The sequence below is a fragment of the Streptomyces sp. WG7 genome, assembly GCF_049975785.1.
Classification (GTDB): Bacteria; Actinomycetota; Actinomycetes; order Streptomycetales; family Streptomycetaceae; genus Streptomyces.
Genome location: NZ_JBNGGE010000013.1, coordinates 30,478 through 44,785, shown reverse-complemented (window position 1 = coordinate 44,785; position 14,308 = coordinate 30,478). Strand labels below are relative to the sequence as shown.

Genomic DNA, 14,308 nt, shown 5'->3' with positions numbered 1-14,308 from the left:
AGAAGGTGGAAGAAGGTGGAAGGGCGGGTGTCTCAGGTGCCGGAGGAGACAGGAGGAGCCCGCACGCGGTCGTGGCTCGTGCGGCCGGGGGAGACGGGCACGGCGCCGGACGGCGCCGTGGTCCGCCCGCGAGCGGCGGGCGCGGCGCCGGTGAAGCGCGTGGTGACGGCGAGACGGTCCGGGGGCGCCGGACGTTCGGCGAGGTGGTCGTGACGGGACCTGGCCTGGGCGGCGCAGGCGGTGGCACAGCCGTCGTCGGCGTGGTAGCCGGTGCCCGGATGCGGGACGGTCGTCGCCGCGGGCACCGGGACCGGCCCGAAGACGGCGCCCCGAGCGCCCGCCGCGGGCCCGGCCGGGACCAGGGCCAGCAGGACGGCCAGCAGCACGGTGAGCGCCGCCGCGAGCCGGTGACCGGTGGCGGGGAGGGGCGCGTGGGCCGTGGCGGGAAGAGTCGCGGGGGCGGTGTGGCGTGCGGGGCGCATGCACCGTCCCCTTTCGCGGTGGGTGAGGCGTGGCGGGTGAGCTGACAGTCTGACGGCCCGGCGGGCGAAGAGGAAGCCCGGGGCACCGGCCGGGGAGTGGGCGGCCGGCGCCTCCGGGGGTTCGGAGGGGCCGTCAGGGCCGGGCGGGGCCGGGCGGATCCGGTGTCGGGGACGGCCCGGCCGCACCGGGGCCCGTCAGGGTTCGATGAGTCCGGCCCGGATGGCGTAGCGGGTCAGTTCCAGGCGGTCGCGCAGGCCGAGTTTCTGCAGGAGGTTCGCCCGGTGCCGCTGAACGGTCTTGATGCTGATGAAGAGGATCTCGGCGATCTCCTTCGAGGAGTGCCCCTCGGCGACGAGTTTGAGGACCTCCTCCTCGCGGGGCGTGAGGATGTGGTCGGCACTCTCCTCGCCGTGCCGGACCCGGTCGAGGTAGTTGCGGATCAGCGCGGTCACCGCGCCGGGGTACAGGAACGGCTCGTCACGCATCGCGGCCCGGCAGGCGGCGACCAGGTCGCGGTCGGCGACGGACTTCAGCACGTATCCGCAGGCCCCCGACTTCAGCGCCTGGAACAGGTACTGCTCGTTGTCGTGCATCGTCAGCATCAGGATGCGCAGCCCCGGTTTCAGCGCCGCCAGCTCGCGGGCGGCCTGGAGGCCGGTCAGCCGGGGCATCGCGATGTCCAGGACCGCCAGGTCGACGGCGTGGGTCCGTGCCATGTCGATGGCCTCCGCGCCGTCACCGGCCTCGGCGACCACCTCGAGATCCGGCTCCCGGTCGAGGATGAGCCGTACGCCGCGACGCACCAGCGCGTGGTCGTCGGCGAGCAGGATGCGGATCCTGGCCGGATCGGGCGCGGGCACCGCGGGCGGGCCGGACACGGACGGGCCGGACACGGTCGGCTCGGGCAGGGACGGGTCGGGCATGGTCAGGGCTGCTTCCTGGATACGGGTGCGGTGAGCCGGATGCGGGTGCCGGCACCGGGTGCCGAGGTGATGTCGAGGGCGGCCCCGATGAGCAGGGCCCGTTCACGCATGCCGCGGATGCCGGCGCCCTCGCACGCCGCCTCGATGCCGCGGCCGTCGTCGGCGATGGCGAGCGTCACCGCGCCGTCGGACCGGCCGAGGCTCACCTCCAGCCGCTCGGCGTCCGCGTGGCGGGCCGCGTTGGTCAGGCTTTCCTGCGCGACACGGTAGAGGACCAGCTCGGTCTCGGGGTCCAGGACGGGCAGATCGGACTCGAACCGGCGCACCACCCGCAGCCCGGTGTGGGTGGCGAAGTCGTGCGTGAGCGAGGACAACGCGCTGATCAGACCGAGATCGTCCAGTACCCCGGGCCGCAGCCGGCGCACCAGGCGGCGGACCTCGTCCAGGCTCTCCCGGGTGATCTCCTGCGCCTGGTGCAGCTCGCCGCGCAGCGGCTCGTCGGCGTCGTCCGCGGCGCGCCCCAGGACCAGCAGGATCGCGGTCATGCTCTGCCCGACCTCGTCGTGCAGCTCCTGCGCGATACGGCGCCGCTCCTCCTCCTGGGCGAGCAGGACGCGGGCAGTGCTCGTGGCCCGCTCGTGCTCCAGCCGGTCGAGCATGGCGTTGAAGGTGCGGATCAGCTCGGGGACCTCACCGCCGCCGGACACCGGCAGCCGCTGGCCGGGGCGCAGCAGGTCGACGGTGGTCATCAGCTTCGTGAGCCGGTCCAGTGGCGCGAGGCCCCAGCGCAGCAGGGCGCCGTTGGCGACCAGCATGACGCCCAGGCCGCCCACCAGGATGACCGCCTCGGTCAGCAGGACCGGCACGGAGACGGTCACCGGAGCCCACAGCAGCAGTGCCGTGGCGAAGCCCAGCACCACCGCGTTGAGCCCGAAGATCCGCCAGAACAGGGACACCGGGGGGTACGCCTCCTTCTGCGACGCGTCGACTGGTACGCCTCTACTGTCGGTCATCTCCACTGTCGGTCATCGCGCACCCTCCTCGGTGGGAGCCGCGGCCTGGATCGCGACAGAGCAAACGACCAGCCTGCCCGCCCGGACCCTGCCGGGTCGATGGGTACCGACCCCCATTTCTGGATCACGGCACACCCATATGGCCGCCCCGGCACGCCGCCGAGTGGATACTCCGTCCCCGGGCAAATGGGGCCCGCGCCCGATGGGTTTCCTCCGGCGGCCCGGCCATGGTTGAGGCTGACCGGGTCCGTTCGGCCCCGGCGCTCGCCGTACCCGCAGGCCCTTCCGAGAAGCAGGCCCTGTCGAGAAGAGGACTCGCCGTGTCGCTCGACACCTCCCGCATCGAACCCCGCCCCGAGCGGCTGACCGCCCACGAGGCACGCCAGCGCCTCGAACACGCCCGCAACACCCGGCTGACCCAGCTGCAGGCCCTCGGGGAGAGCGGCCAGGCGGACGACCAGCTGATGTCCGCGCAGAAGGCCGCCATCGAGCGGGTCCTCAAGGAGATCGAGGAGGCCTTCGCCCGTATCGACGACGGCACCTACGGCACCTGCCTGGGCTGCGGCAAGCCCGTCCCGGGGGAGCGCCTGGAGATCCTCCCGTACACGCGGTACTGCGTCGCCTGCCAGCGCCGCGCCGCCGCCTGACCACCGTCCCCGTCCAGTCTTCGTCTCCCGCCCTGCCCAAGGGGTGAAGTGGGTGAAGTGGTGAACAACCAGATCATCGGCGACCGCGACACGCTCGTGTCGCCGCTGTCGCCCGAGGACCTCGCCGCGCTCCGGGACAGCCTTCACGAGCAGCGGCTGTTCCGCGAGGAGCAGTTGCGGCAGATCGCGACCGTCCCGTCCCGCGCCGACGAGCTGATCCAGCGGCGGTCCGCCGCGCAGACCGAGGTGCGGGTCAAGCTCGCGGCCTCCGCGCGCATGGTCCTCGCCGACGTGGAAGCCGCACTCGAGCGCATGGCCGAGGGCCGTTACGGCATCTGCCATCTGTGCCGGCGCCCCGTCGACCGCGAGCGCCTGCTGATCGTGCCGCAGGCCCGCTACTGCGCTCGCTGCCAGCAGGTGCGGGAGGCCGGACGATGACCGTGGTCCGCCGGCCCGGCGCCGCCCCGGGCCGGCACCGCCCGTGGCCGCTGTGCCGCCAGTGCAGCGGCGTGGCCCTCGACATGGGCAGCGCCCGGACCCGGGCCTGGGTCGCCGGGCGCGGAATGATCCTCGACGTGCCGACGGTGACCTTCCCCGGCACCGGCGCGGTCTACCCCATCCAGCGCGGCTCCATCGTCGACACCCAGGGCACGGCGCGGATGCTCGACCGGCTGCTCGGCCACCGCCTGCCCCGCTTCGCCCGTCCCCTGGTCGTGGTGACCGCGCCGGTGCTGGACGGGTTCGCCTACCGGGCCGAGGCCCGTACGGCCGTGGAGGTGCTGCGCCCGCGCAGCGTGCTGACCGTCCCCAGCGCGCGAGCCGTGGCCCTCGCGGCGGGCGTGGACCTGTCCCGGCCGCTGCTCGTGATCGACATCGGCGCGCATCTGACCGAGGTGGTCCTGCTGGTGGACGGCGCTGTTTTCGACGCGCGCCGCACCGCGCTGGGCACGGGGGACATCGACGACGTCACCCCGGCCGCGCGGATCGGCGAGGCGGTGGCCGACATGACGACCTCGATGCTGCGGCAGGACAGTACGTCCCTCACCGTCGACGCCCTGAGCAGGGGACCGCTGCTCGCGGGCGGGGGCGCCCTGCGTCCCGAGGTCACCTGTCACCTCACCGACAGGCTGCACGTACCCCTGCGTGCCGTGCCCGCGCCGCACACGGCCGCCGTGCGCGGCGCCGCCAAGCTCCTGGAGGCCGCGCACTCCCACCCGTCGACCACGGGCACGGACCCACCGGACGAGCACCCGCACTGACCCGGCCGCCGCGGTCCGCGGCGACTCACCCGGTGTGTGCGGGTCCCGGCCGCTCCGCGGCGGCTCACCGGTTGGGCTGGGGCCCCGGCTCCACGTGGCCTCCCGCCACCGGGGCCGCCGACCGGCCCGCGGCCCCCGCGGCCCCCGCGGGCTCCCCGCGGAGGCGGCGCCACAGCCCTGTCCGCATCCGCCGGCCGCCACTCCACCGTCGTCGCGAGCAGCCTCCGAACGGACGGCGGACCCGCCTCCGAACGGACGGCGGACCCGCCCTGGCCGGAACACCCGAGCCCGTCCGGACCGGCAACGGAAAACTTCGCTGCGCCGGCGCGGTGCCGGCCACCCCGTCGGCCCCGTCCCGCCGTCCCCCTGAACCCCCGTCCCCCTGAACCCCCGAACCCCCGAACCCCCGAGCCCCCTCCCGGATCCCACCCGCCCTCGCCGTCGTCGTCGCACCGGCGGCGGCGCCGCTCCGGCAGCCCGAGCCAGGGACCCGGCCCAGGAACCCGACCCAGGAAGGAGGCGCACCGTGGCTGGTGAGATACCTCCCGCACAGCCACCGCCCGCAGCTCCCGACCCCGGACGACATCCGTACCTCCTGCTGTGGCGGTGGCGGCGCAACCCCCTGCGGCGCCGTACCGACCTGCTGCAGGCCTGGGTCGCCCTCGGGCTCCTGCTCGCCGTGCTGGTGGCGGCCCCGGCGGCGATGTTCGCGGTGGGCGACACCGCCTACCGCCACTACCGGGGGACCGCCGAGCACGAGGCCGTCAGCCGGGACCACCGCCCCGCGGTCCTCGTTCACGACGCCCCGCGCCACCCGGAGCCCGGTTCGGACGAGGCGAGGCAGACCCGGTATCCGGTCAAGGTGCGGTTCACCGGTCCGGGCGGCGAGACGCGGACCGGGAAGACCGACGTCGAGCCGGGGCTGCCCGCCGGCAGCACCGTCCTGGTCTGGGTCGACACGGCGGGGAAGATCACCGAGCCGCCGCTGACCGCGGAGCAGATCCGCAGCCGCACGATGGGCTGGGCGATCGTCGCCTTCCTGGGCGTCGTCCTCACCGGCCTCGCCGCCCACGGGATCACCGGGCTCCTGCTGCGACGGCGCAACCTCGCCGGGTGGGACGCCGCCTGGGCCGTCACGGCCCCGCGCTGGAGCAGGCTCCCGTGACGGCGGCCGGGCTGCGTGTTGTCGCGTCGTCCTTTGTGCGTGTCGCCGGGCCGTGTGTCGTAGCGTCGCGCTCTGCGCGTGCTTCCGGCCGCGCGCCGTCCCGGCGTCCTGCCCGTGTCGCCGGGCTGTGCGCCGTCACGCCGTTGCCGCGCCCGCCGCCGGGCTGCGTGCCGTCACGCCGTTGCCGCGCCCGCCGCCGGCGGTGCCAGCTGCCGGGCCAGCCACGTCGGTACGCCGCCCAGCAGCCGGAACAGCCGCCGCGCCTCCTCCCGCAGCCGCGACGCCTCCGGTTCGGCCTCCGCGTCCGCGAGCGACACCAGCGCCGGCGCCGTACCGACGAGGTACCCCAGCTCCTCGCGGATCCGCAGCGACTCGGCGAAGCCGTGCCGGGCCTCGGCCAACTCCCCTTCCCGCAGGGCGAGTCCGGCCAGATGGCGCCAGGTGAAGGACTGGAGCAGTGGGTCGGCGTGCGCGGTCGCCCCCGCGTGCGCCCGCCGGTACGCCGCGCGGGCGGCCTGCGGCGAGCGGGTCAGGTTCTCCGCCAGCAGCCCGCGCCGGAAGTCCAGCAGCGCCCGCCCCCCGGCCCCCGGCGCGATCAGCGCCGCCGCCCGGCCCAGCGCGGCCCGCGCCTCGTCGGCCCGGTCCCGCACCCCGTGCACCGTGGCGGCGTAGGCGAGCTGCCCGCGTTCGCAAGCGGCGGCTCCGCGCTCGTCGTCGCTGTCGGCCAGCGCCTCGGCGGCGCGCAGCGCGTCCTCGGCCTCCGCCCAGCCCTGCTCGGTGTACAGGCACCGCTCCACCAGCAGCGCGGTCCGCTGCAAGGCGGTGGCCGCGGTGACCGGCTCCAGCAGGGCCGCCGCGTCGGCCCAGCAGGCGCGCGAACGCAACCGCCATACCGCGGTCTGGAGCGGATCGTCACCTTCGGTCGTTCCCCAACCAGAACCAGCCATGGCGGAATGCGCCACGTCGCCCTCCCTTGGCACGCCATCGAGCACTCGAGTGGTGGCCGCATCTCAGCACGGATCCGGCGGCCCGGCCAAGGGGATGGGTGAAACTTTTCACAAAGTCGTGGGACTTCCCGGTCCCGAGGTTTGGGACCGTTCCGGGCCTCCGGGCGCCCCGCGGTCTCAGCTCATCCGCAGTGCCAGGAAGAAATCGAGCTTGTCCTCGAGGCGCGACAGGTCGCGCCCCGTCAACTGCTCGATCCGCCCGACCCGGTAGCGCAGCGTGTTGACGTGCAGGTGGAGCCGGGTCGCGCAGCGCGTCCAGGAGCCGTCGCAGTCGAGGAACGACTCCAGCGTCGGGATCAGCTCGGCGCGGTGGCGGCGGTCGTAGTCCCGCAGCGGGTCCAGCAGCCGGGCGGTGAAGGCCCGGCGGACGTCGTCGGGGACGAAGGGGAGCAGCAGCACGTGCGAGGCCAGTTCCTGGTGGCCGGCCGCGCACACCCGGCCGGGGCGCGCCGCCGCGACCCGCCGTGCGTGCCGAGCCTCCTCCAGCGCGCCGCGCAGCCCCTCCGCCGAGTGCACGGCGGCGCTGACCCCGAGCGTGACCCGCCCGTCGCCGTCCAGTCCGGCCGACAGCGGTTCCTGGACGGACGCCAGCAGCGCGTCCGCGAGTATGCCGGTCTCGGAACCGTCGTGCTCGCTGGAGACGGCCGGCAGCGGTACGAGGGCGACGGCCTCCTCGCCGGTGTGCGCCACCGCGATGCGGTCGGCGTGCTCGGGGCCGGTGGCCAGCGGGTCGACGAGGATTTCCTCCAGCAGGGTCTGGGCGACCGGGCCGGTCTCCGCCGAGCCTTCCGTGCCGTCCTCCCACTCGACGCGGGCCACGACGACCTGCCAGTGCGGGGCCGCGCCGAGGCCCGGCAGCAGCACCGGTGCCGCGACCCGCAGCCGGGCCGCGATCTCGGCGGGCGCGGCGCCCGTCTGCACGAGCTCCAGGACTTCCTGCGCGAGCCGCCGCCGCACCGTGCGCGCCGCGTCCCGGCGGTCCCGTTCGACCGCGATCAGCTGCGTGACGCCGTACAGCAGGTCGAGCCGCTCCTCGGCCCAGTCCCCGGCGTCCGCCTCCACGACCAGCAGCCAGTCGGACAGCACCGTCTCGCGCACGTCCCGGGGGGCCTGCGGCAGGCGCCCCGTGCCGGCCGCGGGCGGGCGGTGCCCCGAGCCGTGCACCGGGAAGAGGCTGTACGTCGTCGCGCCCAGGGCCACCCGGTGCGGCGCGCGCCGGCCCGCGCGGGTGGCCGCGAGATGTTCCGCCGCCAGGTTCGCGCACACCTCCGAGGACAGGGCGGAGCCGGCGTCCTTCGGGCCGGCGACGGGACGCCCGGTCGGGGACAGCACCCACGCCCGCAGGTCGAGGTCGGAGCCGAGCAGGTCCAGGACGACGTCGGGGCCGCCGCCCGCCGGGCCGGAGGTCATCATCCGGCGGTGCCGGTCCACCACGGCCGCGAGGTCGCCGGCCCGCTCGCCGGACACCTGGCGGACGACGTGCTCGGTGATGGTCGCGAAGGCGACCGACTCGTTCACCGCGAACAGCGGCAGCCGGTGCCGCGCGCACGCCAGCACCAGGTCCTCGGGCACGCTTCCCAGCTCCGCCTCACCGGCGGCGAGGGCGGCCACCTGGGCCTGCACCAGGAGGCGGACGAAAGGCTCGGAGTCGTCGGCGTCCCGGCGCCAGGCCAGGCCGGTGAGGACCAGTTCCCCGCCGGAGAGATAGCGGCTGGGGTCCCGCAGGTCGGTGGTCATCACGCCCCGCACGGAGCGGTCCAGCTCGTCCTCGCCGCCGAGCAGCTTGAGGCCCAGCGCGTCGGTGTCCAGCAGTGCGCGCAGCCGCATTCTCGTCGCCGCCGTTCTTTGTCTCGAAGTGTTCCAGGTCACGCGGCTGTGTCGCCCGTTTCCGGAGGAAAACGAGGAGGTGACTGAGCACCTCCTTTCATACGAATCTACAAGATGCCCGCGCTGGCCAGCCAACTCCTTCATGGTTTCTGCGACTGACCCTGGTGGAGCACCGGCCGGTGTACTGAGCGCACTCCACGTGAACACCACTTGAACGAGCCGGGCCCGCCGCACACGGATTGGCTCAATCTGTACGACTCACCAGACGAAGACGAAGAAGAGAGCCGGTCATGGACTTCCTTCGCCCCGCCAGCTGGGAGGAGGCGCTCGCCGCGAAGGCCGAGCACCCCACCGCTGTGCCGATTGCGGGTGGCACCGACGTGATGGTCGAGATCAACTTCGACCATCGCAGGCCCGAGTACCTGATGGACCTGAACCGCATCGGCGACCTCTCCGAGTGGGAGGTCGGCGAGGACACCGTGCGACTGGGCGCCTCCGTCCCGTACACCCGGATCATGGAACACCTCCGCACCGAACTCCCCGGACTCGCCCTCGCCTCGCACACGGTCGCCTCCCCGCAGATCCGTAACCGCGGCGGCGTGGGCGGGAACCTCGGCACCGCCTCCCCGGCCGGCGACGCCCACCCGGCGCTGCTCGCCGCCGGTGCCGAGGTCGAGGCCGAGTCGGTGCGCGGCAGGCGGCTGATCCCGATCGACGACTTCTACAAGGGCGTGAAGCGCAACGCGCTGGAGCCCGACGAGCTGATCCGGGCCGTGCACGTGAGGAAGGCCGACGGGCCGCAGCAGTTCTCCAAGGTCGGCACCCGCAACGCCATGGTCATCGCCGTGTGCGCCTTCGGCCTCGCCCTGCACCCCGAGAGCCGCACCGTCCGCACCGGCATCGGCTCGGCCGCGCCCACGCCGGTCCGGGCCACGGCCGCCGAGGAGTTCCTGAACGCGGCGCTCGACGAGGGCGGCTTCTGGGACAACGGAAAGATCATCACCCCGTCGGTCGCCAAGCAGTTCGCGGACCTGTGCTCCGCCGCCTGCAACCCGATCGACGACGTCCGGGGCACCGCGAGCTACCGCCGCCACGCGGTCGGCGTCATGGCCCGCCGGACGCTCACCTGGACCTGGGAGTCGTACCGCGGCGCCCGCCACACCACGGAGGGAGCCGCGTAATGCGCGTCAACTTCACTGTCAACGGACGTCCGCAGGAAGCCGACGACGTGTGGGAGGGCGAGTCCCTGCTGTACGTGCTGCGCGAGCGGATGGGCCTGCCCGGCTCCAAGAACGCCTGCGAACAGGGCGAGTGCGGCTCCTGCACGGTCCGCCTGGACGGTGTTCCGGTCTGCTCCTGCCTGGTCGCGGCCGGCCAGGCGCAGGGCCGCGAGGTCGTCACCGTCGAGGGCCTGGCCGACTTCGCCAAGGAACGCGCCCGGGGCTGCGCCACCGGCGCCTGCGGCAGCGCGAACGGCGGAAGCGGCGGAAGCAGCGAGAGCAGCGGCGCGGGCAACGGCACCACCCTCGACGAAGCCAAGCGGTGGCGGGCCAAGGGCACCGACTCCCAGACCGGCGAGGGCACCGAACTCGCGCCCGTCCAGCAGGCGTTCATTGACGCCGGCGCCGTCCAGTGCGGCTTCTGCACGCCGGGTCTGCTGGTCGCCGCCGACGAGATGCTGGAGCGCAACCCGAACCCGACCGACGCGGACATCCGCGAGGCGCTGTCGGGCAACCTGTGCCGCTGCACGGGCTACGAGAAGATCATGGACGCGGTCCGCCTGGCCGCGGCCCGTCAGTCCGAGGGGGTCTGAACATGGCTGCCACCGGCGCACCCACGAAAATCACCCAGGGATCCCAGACCAAGGGCGGCATCGGCGAGTCCACGCTCCGCCCGGACGGCACCCTCAAGGTCACCGGCGAGTTCGCGTACTCGTCCGACATGTGGCACGAGGACATGCTCTGGGGCCAGATCCTGCGCTCCACCGTCGCGCACGCCGAGATCGTCTCCATCGACACCGGCGAGGCCCTCGCCATGGCGGGCGTCTACGCGGTCATGACGTACGACGACCTGCCCACCCAAGTGCGCACCTACGGCCTGGAGATCCGGGACACCCCGGTCCTCGCGCACGGCAAGGTACGCCACCACGGCGAACCGGTCGCGATCGTCGCCGCCGACCACCCGGAGACCGCGCGCCGCGCCGCCGCCAAGATCAAGGTGGAGTACCGGGAGCTGCCCGTCATCACCGACGAGGCCTCCGCGACCGCCCCCGACGCGCTCCTCGTCCACGAGAACCGCGACGACCACCACGTCGGCCACGTCCCGCACCCCAACATCGTGCACCGCCAGCCGATCGTCCGAGGCGACGCCGACGCGGCAGCCGCCCGCGCCGACGTGATCGTCGAGGGCGAGTACTACTTCGGCATGCAGGACCAGGCCTTCCTCGGCCCCGAGTCCGGCCTCGCGGTGCCGTCCGAGGACGGTGGCGTCGATCTCTACATCGCCACCCAGTGGCTCCATTCCGACCTGCGTCAGATCGCGCCCGTGCTCGGCCTGCCCGAGGACAAGGTGCGCATGACGCTGTCCGGCGTCGGCGGCGCGTTCGGCGGGCGCGAGGACCTGTCGATGCAGATCCACGCCTGCCTGCTGGCGATGCGCACCGGCAAGCCGGTCAAGATCGTCTACAACCGCTTCGAGTCCTTCTTCGGCCACGTCCACCGCCACCCGGCGAAGCTCCACTACGAGCACGGCGCCACCAAGGACGGCAAACTCACGCACCTGAAGTGCCGCATCGTCCTGGACGGCGGCGCCTACGCCTCCGCCTCCCCGGCGGTCGTCGGCAACGCCGCCTCCCTGGCCGTCGGCCCGTACGTGGTCGACGACGTGGACATCGAGGCCATCGCCCTCTACTCCAACAACCCGCCCTGCGGCGCGATGCGCGGCTTCGGCGCGGTCCAGGCGTGCTTCGCCTACGAGGCGCAGATGGACAAGGTGGCCAAGGAACTCGGCATGGACCCGGTGGAGTTCCGCCGGATCAACGCCATGGAGCAGGGCACCGTCATGCCCACCGGCCAGCCGGTCGACTCCCCGGCGCCGGTCGCCGAACTGCTCCGCCGCGTCAAGGCGATGCCGATGCCTCCGGAGCGCCAGTGGGAGTCCAGCGAGGGCGCCGACGTACGGCAGCTGCCCGGCGGCCTGTCCAACACCACGCACGGCGAGGGCGTCGTCCGCGGCGTCGGCTACGCGGTCGGCATCAAGAACGTCGGCTTCTCCGAGGGCTTCGACGACTACTCCACGGCCAGGGTCCGCGTGGAGGTCGTCGGCGGCGAGCCGGTGGCCACCGTGCACACCGCCATGGCGGAGGTCGGCCAGGGCGGCGTCACCGTCCACGCGCAGATCGCCCGCACCGAACTGGGCGTCACCCAGGTCACCATCCACCCGGCGGACACCCAGGTCGGCTCGGCCGGCTCCACCTCCGCCTCCCGGCAGACGTACGTCACCGGCGGCGCCGTGAAGAACGCCTGCGAGCTGGTCCGCGAGAAGGTCCTGGAGATCGGCCGCCGCAAGTTCGGCTCCTACCACCCGGCCTGGGCCACCGCCGAACTCCTCCTGGAGGGCGGCAAGGTCGTCACCGACGGCGGCGAGGTCCTCTCCGACCTCGTGGACGTCCTGGAGGGCGAGGCCGTCGAGGTCGAGGAGGAGTGGCGGCACCGGCCGACCGAACCCTTCGACCTGCGCACCGGCCAGGGCAACGGCCACGTCCAGTACTCCTTCGCCGCGCACCGCGCCGTCGTCGAGGTCGACACCGAGCTGGGCCTGGTCAAGGTGATCGAGCTGGCCTGCGCCCAGGACGTCGGGAAGGCGCTCAACCCGCTCTCCGTCATCGGGCAGATCCAGGGCGGCACCGTCCAGGGCATGGGCATCGCCGTGATGGAGGAGATCGTCGTCGATCCCAGGACCGCCAAGGTCAGGAACCCGTCCTTCACAGACTACCTGCTCCCCACCATCCTCGACACGCCGACCATCCCGGTCGACGTGCTCGAACTCGCCGACGACCACGCGCCGTACGGGCTGCGCGGCATCGGCGAGGCACCCACCCTGTCGTCGACTCCGGCGGTCCTCGCGGCCATCCGGAACGCGACCGGGCTGGCGCTCGACCGCACGCCGGTACGACCGGAACACCTGACCGGCACGGCGTGAGTGACCCTCCGGGCGGCGCACGGAACGTCACACACTCCGCGCCGCCCGGAGCACACCCCAAGCCTCGCTCCGCTCGCGGTGCTTGACGCCCCACAACAACGCACGCAGCACCACGCAGGTACCACCACGTACACCACGTACGCAGCACCACGCAGGTACCACAACGCACGCACCACCACGCAGTACCACCACGCACGCACCACCACACACGCGTTCGTCTCGGGCCGTCCCCCGGGTCGTACTCATCCCAAATCCCGCGACCGCCCCGGCGGTCGACTCGGGTGCACCTATGAACCTTGGGAGACGGCCCCATGACCCAGCAGTCAGTGGAGCCCAAGACCACCGCCGAGGACGCGGGCGCGGGTTCCCGCGTCCCCGCCGGCCGGTCTTGGCTCGACCGGTACTTTCACATCACCCACCGCGGATCCACCGTCGCACGTGAGGTGCGCGGCGGTACCACCACCTTCATGGCGATGGCGTACATCGTCCTGCTCAACCCCGTCATCCTGTCCGGCAAGGACGCCGCCGGGGACACCCTGGGCCAGAAGGCCCTGATCACCGCGACGGCGCTCGCCGCGGCGGTCACCACGCTCCTCATGGGCTTCGTCGGCAAGGTGCCGCTCGCCCTGGCCGCCGGACTCTCGGTGTCCGGGGTGATCGCCGGGCAGGTCGTTCCCCAGATGACCTGGCCGCAGGCCATGGGCATGTGTGTGATGTACGGCGTGGTGATCATGCTGCTCGTGGTCACCGGGCTCCGCGAGATGATCATGAACGCCATCCCGCTCGCCCTCAAGCACGGCATCACGATGGGCATCGGCCTGTTCATCGCCATCATCGGCCTGGTCAAGGGCGGTTTCGTCCACGCGGGCAAGGCGACCCCGCTCACCCTCGGCCCCGCCGGAGAACTCGCCGGCTGGCCCGTCCTGCTCTTCGCGGGCACCTTGCTCCTGATCTTCATGCTCCAGGCGCGCGACATGCCCGGCGCGATCCTGATCGGCATCGTCACCGGCACGATCGTCGCCTCCGTACTGAACGCCACCGGGGTCATCGACCCGAAGCAGTGGGCCAACGGCGCCCCCGAGCTGCACGGCAGCGCCGTCTCGATGCCGGACTTCTCGCTCTTCGGCGACCTGGAGTTCGGCGGCTGGGGCGAGGTCGGCGCGATGACGGTCGGCATGATCGTCTTCACGCTGGTGCTGGCCGGGTTCTTCGACGCGATGGCCACCATCATCGGCGTCGGCACCGAGGCGAAGCTCGCCGACGACAAGGGCCGGATGCCGGGCCTGTCGAAGGCGCTGTTCGTCGACGGCGCCGGCGGCGCGATCGGCGGGGTCGCGGGCGGCTCCGGCCAGACCGTCTTCGTCGAGTCCGCGACCGGCGTCGGGGAAGGCGCCCGCACCGGACTCGCCTCGGTCGTCACCGGCCTGTTCTTCGCGGCCTGCCTCTTCTTCACGCCGATCACCGCGATCGTGCCGCAGGAGGTCGCCTCCGCCGCGCTGGTCGTCATCGGCGCGATGATGATGATGAACGCCCGGCACGTGGACTGGGCCGACCGGGCCACCGCGATCCCGGTCTTCCTGACCGTCGTCCTCATGCCGTTCACGTACTCCATCACCGCGGGTGTCGCCGCCGGCGTCATCTCCTACGTCGCCATCAAGGCCGCACAGGGCAAGGCCCGGGAGATCGGCGCGTTCATGTGGGCCCTGACGGTGATCTTCATCGTCTACTTCGCCCTCAACCCGATCGAGAGCTGGCTGGGCGTGCACTAGCCGCCGCCCGGGAAC

Annotated in this window: 13 protein-coding genes; 8 read left to right on the top strand and 5 right to left on the bottom strand. The window is 73.1% G+C overall.

Annotated features, from left to right (window positions below; translation table 11 throughout):
* Nucleotides 1–32 precede the first annotated feature (32 nt).
* The 3 genes from ACP4J0_RS16015 to ACP4J0_RS16005 form a co-directional block, all read right to left on the bottom strand.
* Complete coding sequence (locus ACP4J0_RS16015; protein WP_426599340.1) at nt 33–482, bottom strand: hypothetical protein; 450 nt, start codon at nt 480–482, stop codon at nt 33–35.
* Nucleotides 483–677: 195 nt separating this feature from the next.
* Nucleotides 678–1,406 (bottom strand): response regulator, encoded by a 729-nt coding sequence (locus ACP4J0_RS16010; protein ID WP_426599339.1) that lies wholly within the window; start codon nt 1,404–1,406, stop codon nt 678–680.
* A gap of 2 nt (nt 1,407–1,408) precedes the next feature.
* Complete coding sequence (locus tag ACP4J0_RS16005; RefSeq protein ID WP_426599458.1) at nt 1,409–2,362, bottom strand: HAMP domain-containing sensor histidine kinase; 954 nt, start codon at nt 2,360–2,362, stop codon at nt 1,409–1,411.
* A gap of 377 nt (nt 2,363–2,739) precedes the next feature.
* On the opposite strand from ACP4J0_RS16005, the gene ACP4J0_RS16000 reads away from it, so the two are divergent.
* The 4 genes from ACP4J0_RS16000 to ACP4J0_RS15985 all read left to right on the top strand — a co-directional run bounded on the left by ACP4J0_RS16000 (nt 2,740) and on the right by ACP4J0_RS15985 (nt 5,490).
* Nucleotides 2,740–3,066, top strand: coding sequence for a TraR/DksA family transcriptional regulator (locus ACP4J0_RS16000; RefSeq protein ID WP_426599457.1), 327 nt, complete (start codon nt 2,740–2,742; stop codon nt 3,064–3,066).
* Between the two features lie 57 nt (nt 3,067–3,123).
* Nucleotides 3,124–3,504, top strand: a complete 381-nt coding sequence (locus ACP4J0_RS15995) for a TraR/DksA family transcriptional regulator (protein WP_426599456.1) — start codon at nt 3,124–3,126, stop codon at nt 3,502–3,504.
* Nucleotides 3,501–4,325: a rod shape-determining protein gene (locus ACP4J0_RS15990; protein ID WP_426599338.1), complete on the top strand. Its 825-nt coding sequence runs from the start codon at nt 3,501–3,503 to the stop codon at nt 4,323–4,325. The genes ACP4J0_RS15995 and ACP4J0_RS15990 overlap by 4 nt, the downstream gene beginning before the upstream one ends.
* 526 nt (nt 4,326–4,851) lie before the next feature.
* The gene (locus ACP4J0_RS15985) at nt 4,852–5,490 is read left to right on the top strand and encodes an Rv1733c family protein (protein WP_426599337.1); all 639 of its coding nucleotides are present in this window, start codon (nt 4,852–4,854) and stop codon (nt 5,488–5,490) included.
* A gap of 173 nt (nt 5,491–5,663) precedes the next feature.
* Here ACP4J0_RS15985 and ACP4J0_RS15980 read toward each other — a convergent pair whose 3' ends face one another.
* Together ACP4J0_RS15980 and ACP4J0_RS15975 are read right to left on the bottom strand one after the other, a co-directional pair.
* Nucleotides 5,664–6,452 (bottom strand): hypothetical protein, encoded by a 789-nt coding sequence (locus tag ACP4J0_RS15980; protein WP_426599336.1) that lies wholly within the window; start codon nt 6,450–6,452, stop codon nt 5,664–5,666.
* Nucleotides 6,453–6,614: 162 nt separating this feature from the next.
* Nucleotides 6,615–8,324 carry a PucR family transcriptional regulator gene (locus ACP4J0_RS15975; RefSeq protein ID WP_426599335.1) on the bottom strand — a complete coding sequence of 570 codons (1,710 nt, stop codon included), beginning with the start codon at nt 8,322–8,324 and terminating at the stop codon, nt 6,615–6,617.
* 290 nt (nt 8,325–8,614) lie between these two features.
* Between ACP4J0_RS15975 and ACP4J0_RS15970 the strand changes: the two genes are divergently transcribed.
* From ACP4J0_RS15970 to ACP4J0_RS15955, 4 genes are all read left to right on the top strand, one after another.
* Nucleotides 8,615–9,505 carry an FAD binding domain-containing protein gene (locus ACP4J0_RS15970; RefSeq protein ID WP_426599334.1) on the top strand — a complete coding sequence of 297 codons (891 nt, stop codon included), beginning with the start codon at nt 8,615–8,617 and terminating at the stop codon, nt 9,503–9,505.
* Nucleotides 9,505–10,137 (top strand): (2Fe-2S)-binding protein, encoded by a 633-nt coding sequence (locus tag ACP4J0_RS15965; protein WP_426599333.1) that lies wholly within the window; start codon nt 9,505–9,507, stop codon nt 10,135–10,137. The genes ACP4J0_RS15970 and ACP4J0_RS15965 overlap by 1 nt, the downstream gene beginning before the upstream one ends.
* 2 nt (nt 10,138–10,139) lie before the next feature.
* Nucleotides 10,140–12,524 (top strand): xanthine dehydrogenase family protein molybdopterin-binding subunit, encoded by a 2,385-nt coding sequence (locus ACP4J0_RS15960; RefSeq protein WP_426599332.1) that lies wholly within the window; start codon nt 10,140–10,142, stop codon nt 12,522–12,524.
* Nucleotides 12,525–12,835: 311 nt separating this feature from the next.
* On the top strand, nt 12,836–14,293 hold the full coding sequence (locus ACP4J0_RS15955) for an NCS2 family permease (protein ID WP_426599331.1): 1,458 nt from the start codon (nt 12,836–12,838) through the stop codon (nt 14,291–14,293).
* Nucleotides 14,294–14,308 lie beyond the last annotated feature (15 nt).